Consider the following 17,795-nt stretch of genomic DNA (forward strand, 5'->3'; position numbering starts at 1 on the left):
TGCGTGTGGCTGGGTAGAAATGTCCATCATGTGAGTGGTGGCGGTAAATTCTGTCATAGGGGCGTACACTTTTTATTATCAATTAAACCAAAGGGCAAAAAACGAACCGTTTTAAACAGTTTTAAGTAACCAGCTAGCCTGCTAACTATCTAAACCTTGTAGCGCTGTAAACATTGGCTCATAAAGCGGCTGTGCTAACGTCGTTAATGCTGCTGATAAGGTTTTAAACGCGTCTTGATCACGCAGTACGTATTGCCAAATGGCATGCTGCGAGCAGGTATCGTATACTGTATCTACGTGATAGCTAGGTCTTAGCCAATCTGAGAAGTCTGCGCGTTTTGGCCAATAGCTGCCGCTCTCATCTTCACTCTCTGCCGCTTTTGCACACTTATCAAGATAACTGAGCGCATATTCTGGCAATAAGGTAATCGGCACTTGACCTACTAGCTTGCCAAATATCGCCCACTTTATCAGCTCGGTCACGGCATCTTCATACACAATAGGGCTTAACTTAAATGTGATTACATCTTTATATTTACCAACTTGCGAGTTGGATTTGTTAAAGCGCCAAATACTCACGCCATCATCTGCTGCGACTTGCTCGGCAGTGGTACGTCTGGCAACTTGCCAATACAGATGCGACAACCAAAACTTGATTAAATGCTTGGGGCTAGCAGAATTGGGCAGTATGTTTAACCACTGCTTGGGTGAGTTTTCCGCATAGGACACGCCAGCCTGTAGATTAGAGGGATGGTGATTGGCATCTATCGATACTGATGTAGGAACTGATATTGGTACTGAACCTTTTATTTTAACTATTTTAGGCAATAGCTTCGGTAGTGGCGCATTATCAGCATGGTTCAACACAGTCGCTAACTCTAGCTGAACGGGATGCTCGGTGGTTGGGGTCAGTAGCTGCAAACCACCTATCTCGCTTGCCTCTAATATCTGGGCATCATCCAAGCCATTAGCAACTAGCTGTTCTTTAAATTCCTGACATTGCTGCTGCAGTTTTTGTTTTTGATTGGGCAAGGTCGTTTGGCGCGCCACACCTGCTGGCATGATTTTTTGATACATCAAGATTGGACTGTCTTGCGTGGCGGTGCTGTCGGTACTATTATTTGCTGCATCGCTCGCCAGCTCGTTAATCAGATACTCTTTTATCTGATAAGTCGTTAGATTGTCTAGGAATAGTGGCTCTTGATGTGCCATCGCTTCCTCACCCTGCACCACATGCACCTTTTGAGTACGCAAAAATGCCTTGGCAGGATGGCGCACTTGATAGGTCAATACCCCTTCAACGTCTATCTCTCCAATATTAAATACAGTTTCGGAAAGTGCCTTTTTAGTAAGGTCATTAACCTCACCAGAATCATTGAATACAGCTGTTGCGTCTAGTGACAACATCTCAGCTATTACATATAAGGTTTGATTGTCTACTTGTCCTAACTGACCTAGAGATTGACCAAGCAGCTGAGCAATTGATTCGTACTGTGCTTTGGTAGGCAAGCTAACCAGTTCTGCATGCTCACTAAATGCTCTGCCCTTTAAGGTATTAAACACTGCTTGCCAAAGCGGCGCCGGAGGAAACTGACGTTTTTGCGCAAGCTTGGTTTTGCGCATGGCTGTATTCAAAAGAACATCTAACTCATCTGCATTATCAATAAGTCTGTTGTCTTGAATATCATTTTCAGTGTGGATAGCTGTGCTTTCATTCAAATTGAGCTTAGGAGTGTCAGACGCTTGCTCACAAACATCTGCGTCTTCAATGTCTGTTTCAAACAAACTCTCATGAAACGGCAGTGCCGGATGCTCAGTCAGCAGCCACTGTTTAATCAATTTAGGTAAATAACGCTTAAGGCTCTCGGTGGTAGAATCAACATTCTCAGGTAATGTGTCTAACGCTTCAAGCGAGTTGACCTGCCACTGCACCTCACCTTGCAAAAATTGTAATAGCTCACTAACTGGGTTGGCTGGCAGGTGCTCGTGGGTATCCAACAGACTTTGACCGTTATAAAATATCCAGCAAGCACTGCGCGCACACAGCAAGGCATCTAAAAATGCACCATTATCATCATCTTCACTGACTCTATCACCGCGGCGGGCATTGGTGGCTTTCATCAAATCATAGCGATTATCAAGATCACGCCCAGGAAATTCAGACAGATCCATATTGAGCATCACCACCAAATCAAAAGGCACATTTCTGAGCGCCCCAAATCGACCAAAGGTAATCACCCCAGTCGGCTCGGCACTGACCTGCTGACTCTCAAGCTCTGCTTCAATACTGTCCAGCATAAAATTCAGCTTTAATGGCAACTGCTCAACGCCTGCCAGCCTTTGCTCTACTTCTTTTTTGTTAGCATTACTGACACTATCGCTACTGGCGTACTGTCTATAGTGACGATTGGCCCTCAGGCTTGATTTAAAGCCATTCATAGCGTTATAGATGGCGCGCATCGTACGCGTTTGATCGACATCACTAAAGTAGCGATGAATGACTTGTTTCTCAATCTGATCAAGCCAATCTTCCGCTTTTAGTTTTTGTGTATGATCATCACGGCGCGCAGTCAAACCGGCATAAATACGACAAAGCGCTTCAATAATTATCGCATCATTTAGGCTCACTTGCGGCAGCGGCAAACTCATTTCCGGCAAGGCAGTGCTTGGCCACTCTTCCTGTGCCAAAGGATATAAGCAATCGCTTAAACTGGCCTCTGGCATCACGAGACCCAAGGTTAATCTATCTAACGCTTGAGCAAAGGTAAATCGGTAGTCATAGTCGTTGCTATCTAGGGTTTGTTTAAGATGCCATTCATCAAAGCCGCGAATAAAGCCTGCCTCTACCAGTAAATCACAGCCACGGCTCATCTGATCATGGGTTAAGCCAAAACTTTCATGCAGCGGTGGCAGCATTAGCCAATCAAGCACCTCGGCGGCTTCAAAGCGGGCACTATGACTGCCTAACAGCTTATAAAAACCAATGATGGCTTCCCATAGCTGACGAATATCTGCATCGACCACACCAGTTACCTTTGCAGGCAAGGTCAAACCGTCTTGGCCTTTACCACTAACGAAAATAGAGCTGATCAGCGCATGGTGACGCTCAACATCGGGCAGCAACACGACAATATCGGATATATGGCGTTTTTTCTTACCAGGTTTTAATGGCTCATTCAACCAGCGCCCAATCATGATGCGCAGTACTTCAAGTTGACGCTGTAAACTGTGGCATGAATGAATACTTAGGCTATTATCTTGCGCAGACATTTCCCAAAAACGCTCCTTCTCAAAGCGTTTATTCTCTAATGCTTCATCGACATACCACGGCGTCTCTTGCTCATTTTGATCAGAGCCGGTCTCTATTTGTTTACTGACTGCTTGCGATACTTTGGCCGCGGTCGCTTGCTGGGTAGACTGCTCATCGAGCATCAACACATCATTTTGTAAACGTCTCAATAAGCTTACGCTCTTTTGCAGCTGTTGCGCACTATCATCAAAATCAATACTGAACTCGTCGCTCAAGCCATCATTGCTATCATCGCCCTCATTAAAGATATCTTGCCACTCGACGAGTGCGTCTTGGTATTGCTCATTACCCGATAAATTTGCGAGCATCGCAAAAGTATCACGCGACTGTTTACCCAAACGTGATAGCAAACTGTGCCCATAATCACGCAGAAACACGCTTTCAGGGTTAATGATCTGTTGACGCTGTAGCCATGATTTATCAACAATATCCGCCCAAAACAGCTTGGATGGGTTGTAGTGCAGCAGTGTGATATCCATGTATTGTGACAAGCGCTGTAAAAAGTCGAGCTCGGTTTGTGGCAATTGCTGAATGGTAAAAATGCGCAGAACTTTGGGCAGTTGAGCACGCTCATTCGCCTTGTTGCTTTTTAGCGCTGACCAAAAAGTATCCTCAAGTGCCACCCGGTGCTGATGCACATCGGCAAACAAATGCGACCATAAGAAACGCTGCGCGACCTCTAACTCTACATAGTGCGCCACCAACCATTCAGGGGTGCCACGTGCATACTTATCGAAGCGCAAGGATAGTGCATCCTTATCCGCTATCAGCGCATCCACATTAAGCGGCTTATTATGTGACCACAGATCCAACCAGTCCTCACGATGGGTTAAATAGCGGTTAAACACCCTCGCCAAATCACTTGCCAGCTGCCAAATACGCGCATCTTGCTGTGCCTTATCCTGCTGAACTTCTTCTTGCGGCTCATCAATCAAAGACGCCAGCAGTGGATGAACGGGATGTTTTTCATCAGCGACAATCGCCTCTTGATAGTAAGTCAAATAACCAAACAATCGCCACTGCATTACCGTTGGTGACAGTACTGCCACCTCAGGCACATTCAACGTTGACGCTACAGGGTTTTGTTCTAATAAATAGGCATTGTGGCGGCTCAACACATCCTGCATCAATATCCACTGATACTGACCCCAAAACGTCGTCGTCACTAAGGTACTGATACCCGCTTGGCTTGCAATAGACTTGTCTAGCCAATCACCAAGTACCATTGATGGCACAATGACAACAAACTCTTCAAAAATGGGTTGATTTTTGGACTTATAGGCCTCCAACAACTGCTCAACTAAAAGCTCGGTGCGGTGCGACTGAATAATGGTAAACATAAATGAGGTAATCTATTTGAATGAATAAAGCTGGAATAGTAAAAATTGAGTATTAAAAACAACACGACGAGCGTGTAAATTTTACGGCAAAGCTGATGATAGCGTATGGTTTCATACTTTTTCTGAAGAAGAAACGTGGTAGGCAACACTCATCAATCTATGTTTGCTGCTCGTTAGTCTGTTGCATTTCTGCTAGCATAATATCGATTAAAAACAGTAGATATTATAGTACCAATTCATGCATAACACCCTGTGTTTGGCAGTAAAACTGTCGCTAATAATAAACGATGAGTATTAATAACACGGTTGGTAGTGAGAAAAGCTAATAACGTGCGCAATCTGCTGATCAGTGTGCCACTGTTCGCGGTGGTTTACCAGCACGTCACCTATAAAGCAAGAGCGCTTGCGACAACGGATGTCGCTCTACCCTTTACCTAAACTTTTTTGTTAAAGAGATAACAGAATACTATGCCCATGCGCCCCATTGATGCCATTTTCGTTCATCCTAAACGCCGGTTGTATGTTGTATACTACCGCGGTGAGCTGTGGGAATTGCCCCGCATGAAAATTGATGATAGGTCATGGCAAAACAGGCAGCCTTATACTGACGATAGCAGTGGTCTTTATCTTAGCATCCATCAAGCCATTAGCGACCCGATATTGACCCAAAAACTTCGTACTTTAAACTTGCCAGCAGCGGTGCGTGGCAGCACGTTACCACGCTTTGAAGCATGGTGGGAAGCCCACGGTTTTAAATGGCTTAAAGACAAACTTACCACCGGTGAATCGCCATTGGCCGCGCATCAGGCTTTGCAAGCATTGTCTACTAATATGGCAGCTGCTCAAGCGACTGATAAACAAAACGCGCCTGTTTCAGGCTTCCAAGTAGTATCTAATGATGCTAGCAGTAATAACGAAAATAATCCTACCCAACAAAAAACTAATGAGCCAAGTACGGCAGCACCTGTAGCAAAAGACGCGGACATCTTTGCTCATATGCTGGCAGATTTAGTAGACGAAGTATTAAACCATCAAGAATAAATCTGTTACCATTTATCATCTACTCTATCAATTAACCACATTAACCAAAAAAAGAGCGGTAACTTATGAGAGATTACAAGCTGCTATTAGCGGGGCTTATTTTACTGCTGCTGATTATTTTTATCGCCATCTTTACTTGGTTATGGACCAGTAACCGCAAAAATATGGACCCTTTGCCGATTATGGCAAATAACAATGATACATCGTCTGCGGATAATGACGAAAATACCATTGCAAAAAGCACCTTGCACATCCAAGCAGAAGATGGGCTGCAAGCACCTTTAGATGCGGTGATTGCAAGCTTTCAAGCACGCTATCCAAATATGCAAATATTAACAAACTATGTGCCTTCGGCTGCCCTTTTAACGTTATTCGTTAATGATTTTGCCGACAGTCATCGCACCGACGATGAGCGCGCGTCTTTTCTCATAGATACCGATTTAATCATTGCGAATGGCAAGCTGTCAAAAGAGCGCCTAGCGCCTTTGCAAGAACAATTAAAAACCGCTCAAGACAAGCACAACCAAAACAAATTAAATGATAGTAGCGCCCAAGTTAAAAAAGCAGAAGATGGCGTAGATGAAGCTGATGCAGAAGTGGCGGCTCACGCCAAAAGCGATAATACCAATACCCGTAGCCTGAGTTCTTTTGGCTATGCCCTACAAGGCGAGCAAGCGGTAGATGGCGTGGTATTAACGCAAAACCCTGCGGCGATTAATTTTAGAAATTTTTTGCTCTCAAGTACCGGACAAGATATCTTAAGCCAGCATAATTATACCAATATCGACGGTTATAAGAATGATATGGACAATTTATTTCAACCAAGTTCACGCGCCAAACAAGCAACCGGCGAGCTCTCGGTAGATGTATCCGACGCGCTTAGCAATGGTAAATAAGTCTAAGGCCCGCTGCCTGATGATTACGCATTGCTTTTGTCAGACCTTTTTTTTACAATAGCACTCCACCACGCGCCTATAGCTCAACAGGATAGAGCAGTTGCCTCCTAAGCGATCGATCGGGGTTCGAGTCCCTGTGGGCGCACTACTATACATACCTTTACCACCCTTTAACGCCCTGATAGCATAGCTTACAGGGCTTTTTTTTGCCCTTTATTTACCAGTAGATACCTTTAAATACCAGTTGCATACTGGATAAATTACAGTATTCTATACAGTATCGAATTAAAAACCACTAAAAGGATACTGTATAAAATGGCTAAATTTGTCAAACCCCTTACAAACACTCAGGTTAGCAGCGCCAAGGCTACTGACAAAATCCAAAACCTCACCGATGGCGGTGGCTTGTATCTGCATATCAGTAAGGCTGGCACGAAATCATGGCGGCAAGATTTTACAACCCCTGTTACCAAGAAGCGAGTGACGATGACATTGGGGCAATATCCTGAAATTGGCTTAGCAGACGCAAGGCGATTAAGAGAAGTTATTAAAGCTCAGCTAGCCAATGGTGAAGACCCGCGCAAGGTTAAGAAAGACGATGAACGACAACAGCTGCTAGAATCCAATAACACCTTTGAGATAATAGCGGAAGAGTACATATCAAGGCAGATACACCTATCACCCGCCACACACAAGAATAACCGCCGCTATGCCGCCTATTTGAATGAGACTATAGGTAACATGCCAATTAGCCAAATCAAGCCTATAGACGTGCTTGACGCTTGCAAGCCTGTCGAATCTAAAGGCTTTCTTGAAACGGCATTAAAGATGAAGTCGCTGGCGGGTCAAGTATTCAGGTATGGCGTGCAGACGGCAAGATGTGAGCGTGATGTTACTCAAGACTTGAAAGGGGCTTTAAAACAGCCACCTGTGAAGCACTACCCTGCCATTTTAGACCCTATAGAGTTTGGCGCTATGCTACGTGACATTGATGATTACAACGGCTTATTCGAGACTAGAAGCGCTTTAAAATTAATTGCGATGTTATTTGTCAGGGCTGGTGAAATGCGTTATGCTAAATGGGATGAGTTCGATTTAGAAAAAAAGACTTGGACTTTCACCCCTCGCAAGACAAAACGCAAGACTGGTGTATCACTAATTGTGCCACTACCTGATCAAGCGATTGAGATATTAACCGCCCTTTCTGAGCATAGAAGGAGTGAGTTCGTCTTCCCTGCCATTCACACCAGCGTCCAACCAATGTCCGAAAACACAATGAATCAGGCTCTCAAGCGGCTTGGCATTGCTGGTGATATCCACACTATACATGGCTTCCGCGCCAGCGCCCGCACCATGATTGTTGAACAGCTCAACTTTAGTGAACAATTAGTCGAAATGCAGCTTGGTCATCGCGTGCGTGACATGCACGGTCGTGCCTACAATAGAACAACTCTGATCAAAGAACGTAAGGAAATGCTGCAAAAATGGGCTGATTATCTAGATGAATTGAAATCGTAGATAATTAAATAATATCTACATGAACGTCGCTAGCGAACCATATTATTAAAACCATAAAAAATATTGCTAACTCTATGTTTAATAAAAAGCATCGAGTCCATCTTGCTGCTTAATGGCTAGAATACCTTTAAAGTGGAAATACTAGTTACATTAGTAGCTTTTTATCTATTTTAGTATAATTTATTGATTTTAGTACCTAGAAACAGTTAATCAATGTATTAAATAATTTCAAAAACTCGAAATTACTTAACGATATAAGAGAGTAAAAGTGAAAGAGATTATTACGGTTGATCAATTAAATTTTAATTTTCTTGGCAAGATTTTTGGTAAAAAAGGCGTCCGTCTGACGGATCAAGGCTTGCTTGTAGACACCAAAAAAGGACCAACAGAGCTCATATCTTTCGCTGAAGTTAAGAGATTTGCTTATATTGAAGAAGGATTCTTTGGCGCAACTCTATATGTTCATAACAATTAATCATTGCAAGAACACAAGTTTTTATCCAAAACTGACTCTACAGCGTTTTTAAAGTCTATCAACAAAAAGATTGCTCAGTCATTACAACCCCATCTTCTTAACCTAATTGAAGACTTTAACCTTCGAGTTTTGAGTAATTACCCTAGAGATTCTAAAATAGAACCAATCAAGTCATTAGCAGATGAGCTGTCTATATTTTATAAAGATGCTAAGGTGCCATGGGATTACTTTAGCAACCCTAAGTTGTTTAGCGAAGTTGAGAAGATACACAACCTCTACCCTATCAAACAAGAAACCTTAGGCGCGTATCATGAAAAAATCAACCTAGAACGAAGAAAGTCTTTTTTTGATAGCGTAGAGTCAAACCCGTTGACTGATGAGCAAAGACTGGGTGTACTTCGCTCTAATGATAAGAATATGGTACTGGCTGCTGCTGGCACAGGCAAAACCTCTGTAATGGTTGCAAAGGCACTCGACCTTATTGATAGGGGACTAGCAGTACCTCAAGAGATTCTAGTTCTGGCTTACAATAAATCAGCTGCTGAAGAGTTAAAAAAACGGCTTGCTGATAAAGCTGAGAACTCAGGCATTGTATTAACTGAATCCCCTCAAATTTCAACATTCCACGCTTTAGGTAGAAAAATCCTAGGGGATTCTGGTATCTCAACCTATATGAGCGTCTTCACTGAAGACAGCTTAAAGCTTGGTGCGTGGGTAACAGAGTGGCTAATAGAGTATTTAACACAAGATCCCAAAAGAATGGTCGATTTTATATCGCTATTCCCAGAACCTGTGAATCCTTTCGACTTTAAGACTCAAGAAGAGTATGAGCGGCATATCAGAGACAATGAGTTTAGAACTCTCCAAGGCGAGTTGGTCAAAGGGTATCAGGAACTCAGGATAGCTAACTGGCTGGCTATTCATAAGATCGCATACGAATATGAAGCGCGTTATATCAGTAAGCGTAGAATTGACATAGGTTTTGACTACCAACCTGATTTTCATATATCGGACTCTAATATTTACATCGAGCACTTCGGCATTGATAGGCAGGGTAATACTCGACCAGATATTGATAAGCAAGCATATAACGAGTCTATAGATAGCAAGCGTAAATTGCATAAAGAGCTTGAAACAGTTTTAGTGGAAACATTCCATTATGACTGGACTGAAGATGCACTCGAAGCTCGTCTTGAAGAACGACTGGCTGCTGTCGGGGTCATTCCTGATAAAAACTCAGTTGAAGAGGCTTCAAAAGAATTACTCTCTAAACTCAAGGAAGGCAATCAAATTGCTACTTGGAGCAAAATGCTTATCAAGGCTTTACAAGCCACTCGTTTTGAAAGGCTCAATGAAAACTCAATACTTGATAGACTAGAAAAAGCGGGCATCTCACAAGCAAAGAAAAAAACACGCATTCTCACTGACTTGCACAACGCGTATGTTGAAGAGCTTGTAGCTACTGATTCAATTGACTTTGACGATATGATTATTCGTGCAATAGCAGTTGTAGATAATGGTCAATATAAACCTTAATGGAGATATATTCTTGTTGATGAGTTTCAAGATATATCAGCTTCTCGGATGGAGTTTGTTAATAGTATTATTGAGAAAGGTCCTGATCCCTCATTAACCGTTGTCGGTGATGATTGGCAGTCTATCTATCGATTTTCAGGTGGTAAACTTGAGCTCACCACTAGATTCAATGAGCTGGTTGGACCACACACGCTAACAATGCTCCAAAAGACATTCCGCTATAACAATAGCATTGCTGATACTGCTGGGACGTTCATCATGGAGAACCCTGAACAGTATCAGAAGCACATCAAAACGCATGACATGGCACATGAGTCACAAGTATATTTACTAGATGATAAGACTGGTGAAGAGAATGGTCTCTATAGTAGAGTCGCTGAGGTTGTCAGCAAGATTAGAGCAAATGACCGTGAGGGTTCAATAGCGATTATTGCTAGGTATAATTATTTGCTAAAAGATTCATGTGATTTTCTAGGTAAAGAAAAGTCTAAAAACATTAACTTCTGGAGCTTTCACAAATCTAAAGGGCTTGAAGCTGATTATTGCATCTTAATTGGCTTCTTCCAAGGGAAAAGCGGCTTCCCTAATGGCAACCGCGAGGACGCTATTCCAGAAGCTCTACTTCCAACATTAGACTCATTCCCTCATTCTGAAGAACGACGTTTGCTGTATGTTGGTATAACGCGCTGTAAAAAGAAATCGTATATTATTGCTAGTCCCACAGCGCCCTCAGAATTTGTTCTTGAGTTACTAGCCCCTAAATATGACATCAACATCTTCTCTAAATCGTTTCAAGAACGTCATAGGAAAATATTTAAATGCCCTAACTGCGTAAACGGCTATTTACGATTAATAAAAGGACAGTATGGCAGTTTTTATGGCTGTAGCTCTGGGAAAGGTTGTACAGTAGGTAAAGCGCGTGTCTGTACGAAGTGTGAGGCACCATCTGTTGATGGAGAACATGAAAGCTTATGCAACAATAGAGACTGTAGCAATTCAATGAAAATATGTAATAAATGTGGTCGCCCAATGAGAATGCGTGAAAGCAAGTTTGGTAAGTTTTGGGGATGTAGTGGCTATGGCATTCCTGACGACCAGTGTAAGAATACAATAAAGATTCTCTAAGAATAGAATGAACTTATTAAGCTAAAGCACATTGAAGGTACACATTGCTGGTGTATGCGCGACATTTTTAGCTTTAATTATCACTATAAACATGTTCGACAATAATTTCAGTTTTTTTATATAAAAATTCTGGTGGTGTTCTAAAAAGTATGCTGGCGATAAAAGTCCATAAGACATCTATGCTAAGTTCTCTGATTCTATAGGGCTTTCAAGGCTTCAAAAATTGTTCAGATTTTAATCAGCATACTTTTTGACACACCACCATAAATTATAGTGTTAACTTCATTAAATAATAGGATAAGCAGTTATGAGAAAGAGACTAGCAGCATTTTTGCTTACTGGCATCATGCTGACAGGGTGTAATAAAGCCATTGATACTCAGATGAATAGCATTCAAAACAATGTTCCGACCGTGAAATCGGATGTTGAGAAGGATTTTGATGATCTCACAGTACAAGCTAATCTAGGAGACGCTTCAAGCCAAGGACAATTAGGGCTTATATATTACTATGGTAAAGGCCTTCCTCAAGATTATTCAAAAGCATTTTATTGGTTACAACAAGCAGCTAACCATGGAGACAAAGAAATGCAGGGGATGCTGGCATTGATGTATGAGAAGGGTCAAGGCGTGCATCAAAACGATGCTAAAGCATTTGAGTTATATAAAAACTTAGCCGATGACGGTATTGATTTATACCAATCAAAAATTGGAGATATGTATCTTAAGGGTAAAGGCACAACTCAAAGTGACGCTAAGGCTCTTGAGTGGTTTAATAAGGCAGCTAATCAGGGTGATGCTGCAGCTCAATATAGCCTTGGGGTGATATATGCCGAAGGCAAAGGCGTTCCCAAACATTACACTAAAGCATTTGAATGGACTCAAAAATCTGCCAATCAAGGGCATGCTATAGCTCAACGCAATCTTGGGGTAATGTACGCCAAAGGAGAAGGGGTAAAACAGAATATCGTTTCTGCAAAAGAGTGGCTTGGTAAGTCTTGTGATAAAGGCTATCAAGATGGTTGCGATGATTATCAAAAACTTAATGAGTAAAGTTGTTAATTCACCCACTTTAGAAACCGATTGTTGGTATAGAGAATATTTATAATCAAGAAAGCCCTAAAAAACTGGACGCACAGCCATCTGATTATTTTCTACACTATGAATTAAAAGGCTTCTAGATACCTATTCTGATATATTTGAGTTTTTACAGCCCAATTGATACCCATTGTCACAAGCCTTAGAAAAGTACTTTTTCGCTATAACTGTATTTTGACGTACGCCTATGCCATTGAGGTACATCATACCAAGGTTATATTGAGATCTAGCATCTCCTTGATTGGCGGCTTTTAGATACCACTTACCGGCTTTAGCATAATCCTGAGGAGCACCTTCGCCATAGCTATAGATTGTTCCAAGTTGGTATTGGGCAGAAACATATCCTTGGTCAGCGGCTTTTGTATACCACTCGATAGCTTTAGGATAATCCTGACGTACCCCTTTACCCTCGTAGTAAGCGTTACCAATGTTGAATTGAGCCTCAACATCGCCTTGGTTAGCTAATTTCTGCCACGCCTCAACGACTTTGGCATCATTTTGACGCACACGTTCGCTCTTTCGATGCGGTACGCCATTAATGAATTTCCTTGGTCCAATTCCTTGGTTAACAGCTTTTATGCTCCACTCTTTATGTTTATCGTAGTCTTCACTTGTACCTGTGCCATCGTAATTGTAGTAAGCCCAAGCAAGTTCGTATTGGGCCTTAGCATAGCCTTGGTTAGCAGATTTCGTGAACCATTCAATAGCTTTAGAGTGATCCTCATCTACCCCTTCGCCATCGTCGTACATGATTGCAAGGTTATATTGAGCAAGATCATATCCTTGGTTGGCAGATTTTGTATACCACTCAATGGCTTTAGCGTTATCCTCGCGTGTACCTTCGCCCTCGTCATACATTACTGCAAGGCTATATTGAGCCTCAGCATCGCCTTGATTAGCTTGTACTGCAATGTCTTCAAATTCTTTTTCAATAGCTGATTTTACGGCTGAAACTACGTTTTGAGAACTACTTATTTGAGTAACAATGGCTTTATGACACCCTGTCAGCAGAATGCCAGTCAGTAAAAATGTTGCTAGCCTTTTTTTCATAGCTGTTCGTCCTGTTCGTTAATCCAGATAACACTACAATTTATCATTTACATGCCTATCGTGATGATCTCAAATATATTATTGGATAGTCTTATTAGGTATACCCTAAAAATGATAACAGCATTACCTTTTTATTCTATAGGGGCTACATCCTCAGTAGCATAACCATCGTAAAATTTTATACGTACTGGTGATTTCATAACTTCTTGACCGATTTTTTTAAGTTGTTCTGGTGTGAACCCTGCTTTTTTTGAATCATCCTCATGCACGTCTATAACAAATAGCCCTTCATCTTCCTTATAACCCATACCTACTAGCATTGGAATACGTTTACGTAATTCTTCAGATCGCGCTTCATAGTTGTCTTTTTGTTCTTGAGTGAGTGGTTTGGATTTAGAATTATCGATAAATTTAACTTTAATGGCAGTTGGTTTTTCAATAAGAGATACAGCATTATCGATATCCATTTGAGTGATAGCAAAGCCTTCTGCCCTCATTTCTTTATCCGCTGCTGACAATATAATAGGTTTGTTCTCTAATTTGTCAGCATTACGGTATATGGTGCGATCAGGTGGCGCACCATCACCAAATAGGCTTACGATGAGCGCAAACTCTGGCTCATTAGTGAATCCAGCATCGTCCAACCTATCAGAAAATTCTTTTTTGATAGCATCAATCTGCTCTTGGGCATCATTCATGACAAGCATACGGCGCATTGCTTCAACATGGCTAACCTCATATGCTCGTGCATAATGCTTTGCATCTATGGCTAATGCTTGAGCTTTACTCATAGGGGCAACTTGGGTCTCTTTGCTGTCCTGAGCAACGGTAGAAATAGGAATAACTTCTATCGTTTTATCCTCCTTGGGAATTTTAGAGACAATATCAATACTGCTGTCTTCTGTCGATGTACAACCACTAAGCAAGCTACTAGTAATAAGTAGCGTAGCTAGTGTTTTATTCATTTTATGCTTTGTCATAGTAGATCTTCCCGAGGTATGTTAATACCATTCATTAACCAGATTTTTTCAGCTTTACAAGTCGCTAAAGGTGGGTTTTTCCAATCACTGGCAAATGAAGCCATATTTTTATAGTCAGCTTGTGAGCCACCTACTAAAACAGTATCACCAATTTCAAAAATAAATTCATTGATATCGGATATCGTAAAAGGGTCTTGAGTCCAGGTAATATGTGGGCTACTTACAACGAGTAAGAGGTCATCCATATATAAACAGCCATTCTTTGTGTTCAATACCCCATGAGCCGCAGCGGCATCACCCATATCCGAATCAACATCAAGGGCAGTCACATACACCGTTTGCTGCTTGCGCGTGGGTGCTTCGTTTTCAGTAGGTTTGTTGGCAGCACTCTCATCTTCCACTTTAATAGTTTGGGCATTATGATTAGTATTCGTCATTTCAATGACAGGATCGCAGGCTATAACGGATATCAACAATATCGGCACCATATACCATTTAAATTTTGGTTTCATTATTCGCTCTCTTAAGGCTTATTCACCTGACCCAAAAACAATATCGCATCGGTTTTATTGTCTTTAATCATAAAAAGAAACGGGTGATCGGCTTTAAACGCGACTGGTGGATGCATAGGACCAGATATGTCTACGGCAACGACGCCTGTCGCTGCTGCCGCCTCTGTTCCTATTTCATTAACGTCGATAACTGCTTGATGATAAATATCGTCAATGGCGATGGGTGAGCTATCTGCAAATACGTTAAACTTAGCTTGATTCCCAAACGCGCTTGGCATGCCCATATCCGTCAGCACTGCCTTCATCGGGTAGCCTTCATCTATCTTAAACTTTGGTAGATTCAGAAGAATATCTTGCTGCTTTAGACGTTTAGTCCAATCGGTGATTTGTGTCGTCGATAAATTCTTGATGAGCGTCTGCATGGCTAACGGCTCCTTTGACTTTGGTAAAACCACTAGCATCGATAATTCAATTCCCTTATAAGGCAGCTCAACGACTTGTACTTGCTCATCTTCGCTATACCTAAATTCAGTATTCTGGAACATCATATCTACATCACTGCTTGTGCCATTGAAATAATGAAAAGGCATATCACCACTTACCCAGAAACGACTGCTCCAATCCGCTTTAAAATAAACCGCATTGGTCAATATCGCCGAGGTACTTGGCTGGGTACTCTCTTTTGATAGCAGTTCAGGAATCATCTGATTGGTATGTTTGGCTATCTTCTCATTAATCATTTGACGAGACGTTTCGGTGTTGTTTTTAAAATCAAGCGTATTGACCTGCCCACCATAGTAGCGTTTTACCGTATCGATATAGGCTTGGTTGGGAGTACGGCCCTGTTGCAGCCATAAGTCATTAATGGTGTTCAATTTATAGTTTGGGCTGGGTTTGTTAAATTGATTATAGAGGGCGGCACTGTTTGGATTCAGGATGGGTAAAGACGGATAGTAAAAGGTTTTTTGAATTTGCGCTTTGGTGTTCCCCTCCGCTGCGGCATAGAGCATGGCTATAGCACTGGTTAAACTATAAGGTGAGAAAAATACGTTAGCATCCACTTGCTTTGATTGACCATTTAGCTGTTGATACATGGTCACTGCGAATTGGTTGTTAGCGTTAACTACTGCGCTTATACCTTCAGACGTTGAAGCAGAGTCGTCTGCAGCAGTATGGTCATCTTTACTATCGGCTTTAGAGTCCGCTTGCCCTGTAGTCTTGTCTGGCAAGGCAGGTATATTGATGACTGGTTGGGCGGCTTTGGTGTTTACCAAGCTATTATTACAGCCAGTAATGACCAACAATAAGCCACTAAGAGCAAGACTACGGGCGATATGCTTGTTCGTCATAATTTTGATTGGGTTTTTGTTATTCATAATGTTTTATACTTTTGATATTTGAAGGATGCTTTGATTATATACAGGGGTGTAAACTGACTTAGTAAACAAATGCTAATAAGTTCTGAGATAATAGATGAGTCATCAATAAGCGTATGAGGTATTTATGAAAAAAATTGTGTTGAAATGGCTGGTTATACTAGTGGTGATGGTTTCCGCAGGTTGGATATTTTTAGATATCGTAAGCGTGAAAGAGACCAAGTCATTTAGTAGCAGTGACGGTGATATTTTCAATAGCTCTGCGGCCGATAAAATTTCCAGCTTCCTCACGATTTTTAGTAATCAAGGGAATGAGAAGCAAATATTCTATGAAAAACTTGATAAGCTGGAAAACGTTAATCATGAATTAGACGAAAGTGTAGAAGCAGTAGAAGATAAGACCTCTGAAGACAAGTAAGGCTTTGGGAAGTAGTGTTTATTTGTGACGGTGTAAACGTACTTAATTAACTCACTCTATATTTTAATATTAACTCTAGTGAAAATAGAATGCTTAAATGGATTGTGCTTTATATTTTCCTTTGCTTACTCTTCGTGCTTTACGGTATTCTGCTTAGTGTTTAAGAATCATTGCGATAGGAATTAAAAATAAACGGAGACTGATTTATGAGCGATGTAATAGAGTGGGAAGCCAGAACAAAAACCATCAAACAACTCATCAAAGAATTGCAAAGTTTTGAGAATCAAGAGTTAGTCGTTATGGTCACTAATGATGAAGGCAAAACTTTTAATTCGGTAAAACTTGTCAGTAAGGGCTTTGAAGACGATAAGGCTTATAAAAGCGAGAAGGTTTATTGTGCTTTACATATATAGTTGAATGCCTTTTTTTAAAATCAACCCAAAATCTTATGTAGCGGCCTACAACCATTGCCCAAACCATAATCTAATCTTTCCCCAAAATGATGTTTGAGTGTGAGTGGCATCTTGTTCAGACACACTCTTATCAGCGCCGCTAGGGAACGCAGCGTTCAGCTTATTGCAGGTAGGATATTTGGCTTGCAGCTGCTGTAAATAATATTCCTGATCCTTGTATATAAATCCGTCTAATATTCCTATAGCATCGTGGCTATTATGGCGACAACTGCCGTTCTCTCGATTCCAAGCCAGAAATGGCACTAATGGTTTACCAACTATTAATTCATTATTTTCACAGCTCAGTGTCGCTAGTGATGTCACCGTATAGTTTGCTGGCTCATTACCGCTGGCCGCATATGCTAAGCCAATAACTAGGTCATTTGGCGTGATACTTTTCAGCTCAAAATCACTTTGCCAGTGCTTAGGAGTAGAATAAAAAAACCACATTTTAAGCGTGCGAAAAACGAAGCGTGGATTGCTAAATTGCAAGTCGAAGCCTTTTTGCTGATTATCCATTAATGTAGGCTGCGATGATTGCAGACGAGCAATAAATACATCGTTCTCTGAGTGTGGCATACAGGCCCAGACGGTTTGCATGGACAAAAATAGTATGATCAAAACAGGTAGGCGATATAAAAAATGCATTTCGTGTTTTTCCTTATCTCTA

Annotated in this window: 15 protein-coding genes and 1 tRNA gene; 10 read left to right on the plus strand and 6 right to left on the minus strand. The window is 41.5% G+C overall.

Going from position 1 to position 17,795, the window contains the following annotated elements:
• Positions 1–141 precede the first annotated feature (141 nt).
• Positions 142–4,650, minus strand: a complete 4,509-nt coding sequence (locus tag RAH45_RS06675; RefSeq protein WP_306495024.1) for an exodeoxyribonuclease V subunit gamma — start codon at positions 4,648–4,650, stop codon at positions 142–144.
• A gap of 468 nt (positions 4,651–5,118) precedes the next feature.
• On the opposite strand from RAH45_RS06675, the gene RAH45_RS06680 reads away from it, so the two are divergent.
• The 8 genes from RAH45_RS06680 (at position 5,119) to RAH45_RS06715 (ending at position 12,292) form a co-directional block, all read left to right on the plus strand.
• Complete coding sequence (locus RAH45_RS06680; protein ID WP_144297910.1) at positions 5,119–5,691, plus strand: hypothetical protein; 573 nt, start codon at positions 5,119–5,121, stop codon at positions 5,689–5,691.
• A 65-nt stretch (positions 5,692–5,756) separates the two neighbouring features.
• Positions 5,757–6,587 carry a hypothetical protein gene (locus tag RAH45_RS06685; RefSeq protein ID WP_191691993.1) on the plus strand — a complete coding sequence of 277 codons (831 nt, stop codon included), beginning with the start codon at positions 5,757–5,759 and terminating at the stop codon, positions 6,585–6,587.
• A 72-nt stretch (positions 6,588–6,659) separates the two neighbouring features.
• Positions 6,660–6,732 (plus strand) — tRNA-Arg (locus RAH45_RS06690).
• A gap of 170 nt (positions 6,733–6,902) precedes the next feature.
• Positions 6,903–8,105 (plus strand): tyrosine-type recombinase/integrase, encoded by a 1,203-nt coding sequence (locus RAH45_RS06695; RefSeq protein ID WP_306495025.1) that lies wholly within the window; start codon positions 6,903–6,905, stop codon positions 8,103–8,105.
• 268 nt (positions 8,106–8,373) lie between these two features.
• Complete coding sequence (locus RAH45_RS06700; protein ID WP_306495026.1) at positions 8,374–8,580, plus strand: hypothetical protein; 207 nt, start codon at positions 8,374–8,376, stop codon at positions 8,578–8,580.
• A gap of 3 nt (positions 8,581–8,583) precedes the next feature.
• Complete coding sequence (locus RAH45_RS13760; RefSeq protein ID WP_373429160.1) at positions 8,584–10,116, plus strand: UvrD-helicase domain-containing protein; 1,533 nt, start codon at positions 8,584–8,586, stop codon at positions 10,114–10,116.
• Between the two features lie 48 nt (positions 10,117–10,164).
• On the plus strand, positions 10,165–11,241 hold the full coding sequence (locus tag RAH45_RS13765; protein ID WP_373429161.1) for a 3'-5' exonuclease: 1,077 nt from the start codon (positions 10,165–10,167) through the stop codon (positions 11,239–11,241).
• A gap of 307 nt (positions 11,242–11,548) precedes the next feature.
• Positions 11,549–12,292, plus strand: a complete 744-nt coding sequence (locus tag RAH45_RS06715) for a tetratricopeptide repeat protein (RefSeq protein WP_306495027.1) — start codon at positions 11,549–11,551, stop codon at positions 12,290–12,292.
• Positions 12,293–12,424: 132 nt separating this feature from the next.
• Here the strand turns inward: RAH45_RS06715 and RAH45_RS06720 are convergent, their stop codons facing one another.
• From RAH45_RS06720 to RAH45_RS06735, 4 genes are all read right to left on the minus strand, one after another.
• Complete coding sequence (locus RAH45_RS06720; RefSeq protein WP_306495028.1) at positions 12,425–13,387, minus strand: tetratricopeptide repeat protein; 963 nt, start codon at positions 13,385–13,387, stop codon at positions 12,425–12,427.
• A gap of 131 nt (positions 13,388–13,518) precedes the next feature.
• A complete protein-coding gene (locus tag RAH45_RS06725; RefSeq protein ID WP_201508704.1) occupies positions 13,519–14,367 on the minus strand; it encodes a hypothetical protein in 849 nt (282 codons plus the stop codon).
• On the minus strand, positions 14,364–14,879 hold the full coding sequence (locus RAH45_RS06730; RefSeq protein ID WP_068405430.1) for a hypothetical protein: 516 nt from the start codon (positions 14,877–14,879) through the stop codon (positions 14,364–14,366). The genes RAH45_RS06725 and RAH45_RS06730 overlap by 4 nt, the downstream gene beginning before the upstream one ends.
• Positions 14,880–14,890: 11 nt before the next feature.
• Positions 14,891–16,255 (minus strand): serpin family protein, encoded by a 1,365-nt coding sequence (locus RAH45_RS06735; RefSeq protein ID WP_306495029.1) that lies wholly within the window; start codon positions 16,253–16,255, stop codon positions 14,891–14,893.
• Between the two features lie 127 nt (positions 16,256–16,382).
• Here RAH45_RS06735 and RAH45_RS06740 point away from each other — a divergent pair, with 127 nt between their 5' ends.
• Both RAH45_RS06740 and RAH45_RS06745 read left to right on the plus strand, forming a co-directional pair.
• Positions 16,383–16,673: a hypothetical protein gene (locus tag RAH45_RS06740; RefSeq protein ID WP_306495030.1), complete on the plus strand. Its 291-nt coding sequence runs from the start codon at positions 16,383–16,385 to the stop codon at positions 16,671–16,673.
• 206 nt (positions 16,674–16,879) lie between these two features.
• Positions 16,880–17,086 (plus strand): hypothetical protein, encoded by a 207-nt coding sequence (locus tag RAH45_RS06745; protein ID WP_306495031.1) that lies wholly within the window; start codon positions 16,880–16,882, stop codon positions 17,084–17,086.
• Between the two features lie 45 nt (positions 17,087–17,131).
• Here RAH45_RS06745 and RAH45_RS06750 read toward each other — a convergent pair whose 3' ends face one another.
• Entirely contained in the window at positions 17,132–17,773 is a 642-nt protein-coding gene (locus RAH45_RS06750) for a hypothetical protein (RefSeq protein WP_306495032.1), read from the minus strand.
• Positions 17,774–17,795 lie beyond the last annotated feature (22 nt).

Origin of the sequence: Psychrobacter sp. van23A, assembly GCF_030845275.1 — a bacterium.
Classification (GTDB): domain Bacteria; phylum Pseudomonadota; class Gammaproteobacteria; order Pseudomonadales; family Moraxellaceae; genus Psychrobacter; species Psychrobacter faecalis.

What these genes read in the sequence shown, in the direction of transcription:
- RAH45_RS06715 (WP_306495027.1), top strand. Translation starts at nt 11,549, where the DNA reads ATGAGAAAGAGACTAGCAGCATTTTTGCTTACTGGCATCATGCTGACA.
- RAH45_RS06680 (WP_144297910.1), top strand. Translation starts at nt 5,119, where the DNA reads ATGCCCATGCGCCCCATTGATGCCATTTTCGTTCATCCTAAACGCCGG.
- RAH45_RS06675 (WP_306495024.1), bottom strand. Translation starts at nt 4,650, where the DNA reads ATGTTTACCATTATTCAGTCGCACCGCACCGAGCTTTTAGTTGAGCAG.
- RAH45_RS06730 (WP_068405430.1), bottom strand. Translation starts at nt 14,879, where the DNA reads ATGAAACCAAAATTTAAATGGTATATGGTGCCGATATTGTTGATATCC.
- RAH45_RS06720 (WP_306495028.1), bottom strand. Translation starts at nt 13,387, where the DNA reads ATGAAAAAAAGGCTAGCAACATTTTTACTGACTGGCATTCTGCTGACA.
- RAH45_RS06685 (WP_191691993.1), top strand. Translation starts at nt 5,757, where the DNA reads ATGAGAGATTACAAGCTGCTATTAGCGGGGCTTATTTTACTGCTGCTG.
- RAH45_RS06740 (WP_306495030.1), top strand. Translation starts at nt 16,383, where the DNA reads ATGAAAAAAATTGTGTTGAAATGGCTGGTTATACTAGTGGTGATGGTT.
- RAH45_RS06750 (WP_306495032.1), bottom strand. Translation starts at nt 17,773, where the DNA reads ATGCATTTTTTATATCGCCTACCTGTTTTGATCATACTATTTTTGTCC.
- RAH45_RS06745 (WP_306495031.1), top strand. Translation starts at nt 16,880, where the DNA reads ATGAGCGATGTAATAGAGTGGGAAGCCAGAACAAAAACCATCAAACAA.
- RAH45_RS06725 (WP_201508704.1), bottom strand. Translation starts at nt 14,367, where the DNA reads ATGACAAAGCATAAAATGAATAAAACACTAGCTACGCTACTTATTACT.
- RAH45_RS06695 (WP_306495025.1), top strand. Translation starts at nt 6,903, where the DNA reads ATGGCTAAATTTGTCAAACCCCTTACAAACACTCAGGTTAGCAGCGCC.
- RAH45_RS13765 (WP_373429161.1), top strand. Translation starts at nt 10,165, where the DNA reads ATGGAGTTTGTTAATAGTATTATTGAGAAAGGTCCTGATCCCTCATTA.
- RAH45_RS06735 (WP_306495029.1), bottom strand. Translation starts at nt 16,255, where the DNA reads ATGAATAACAAAAACCCAATCAAAATTATGACGAACAAGCATATCGCC.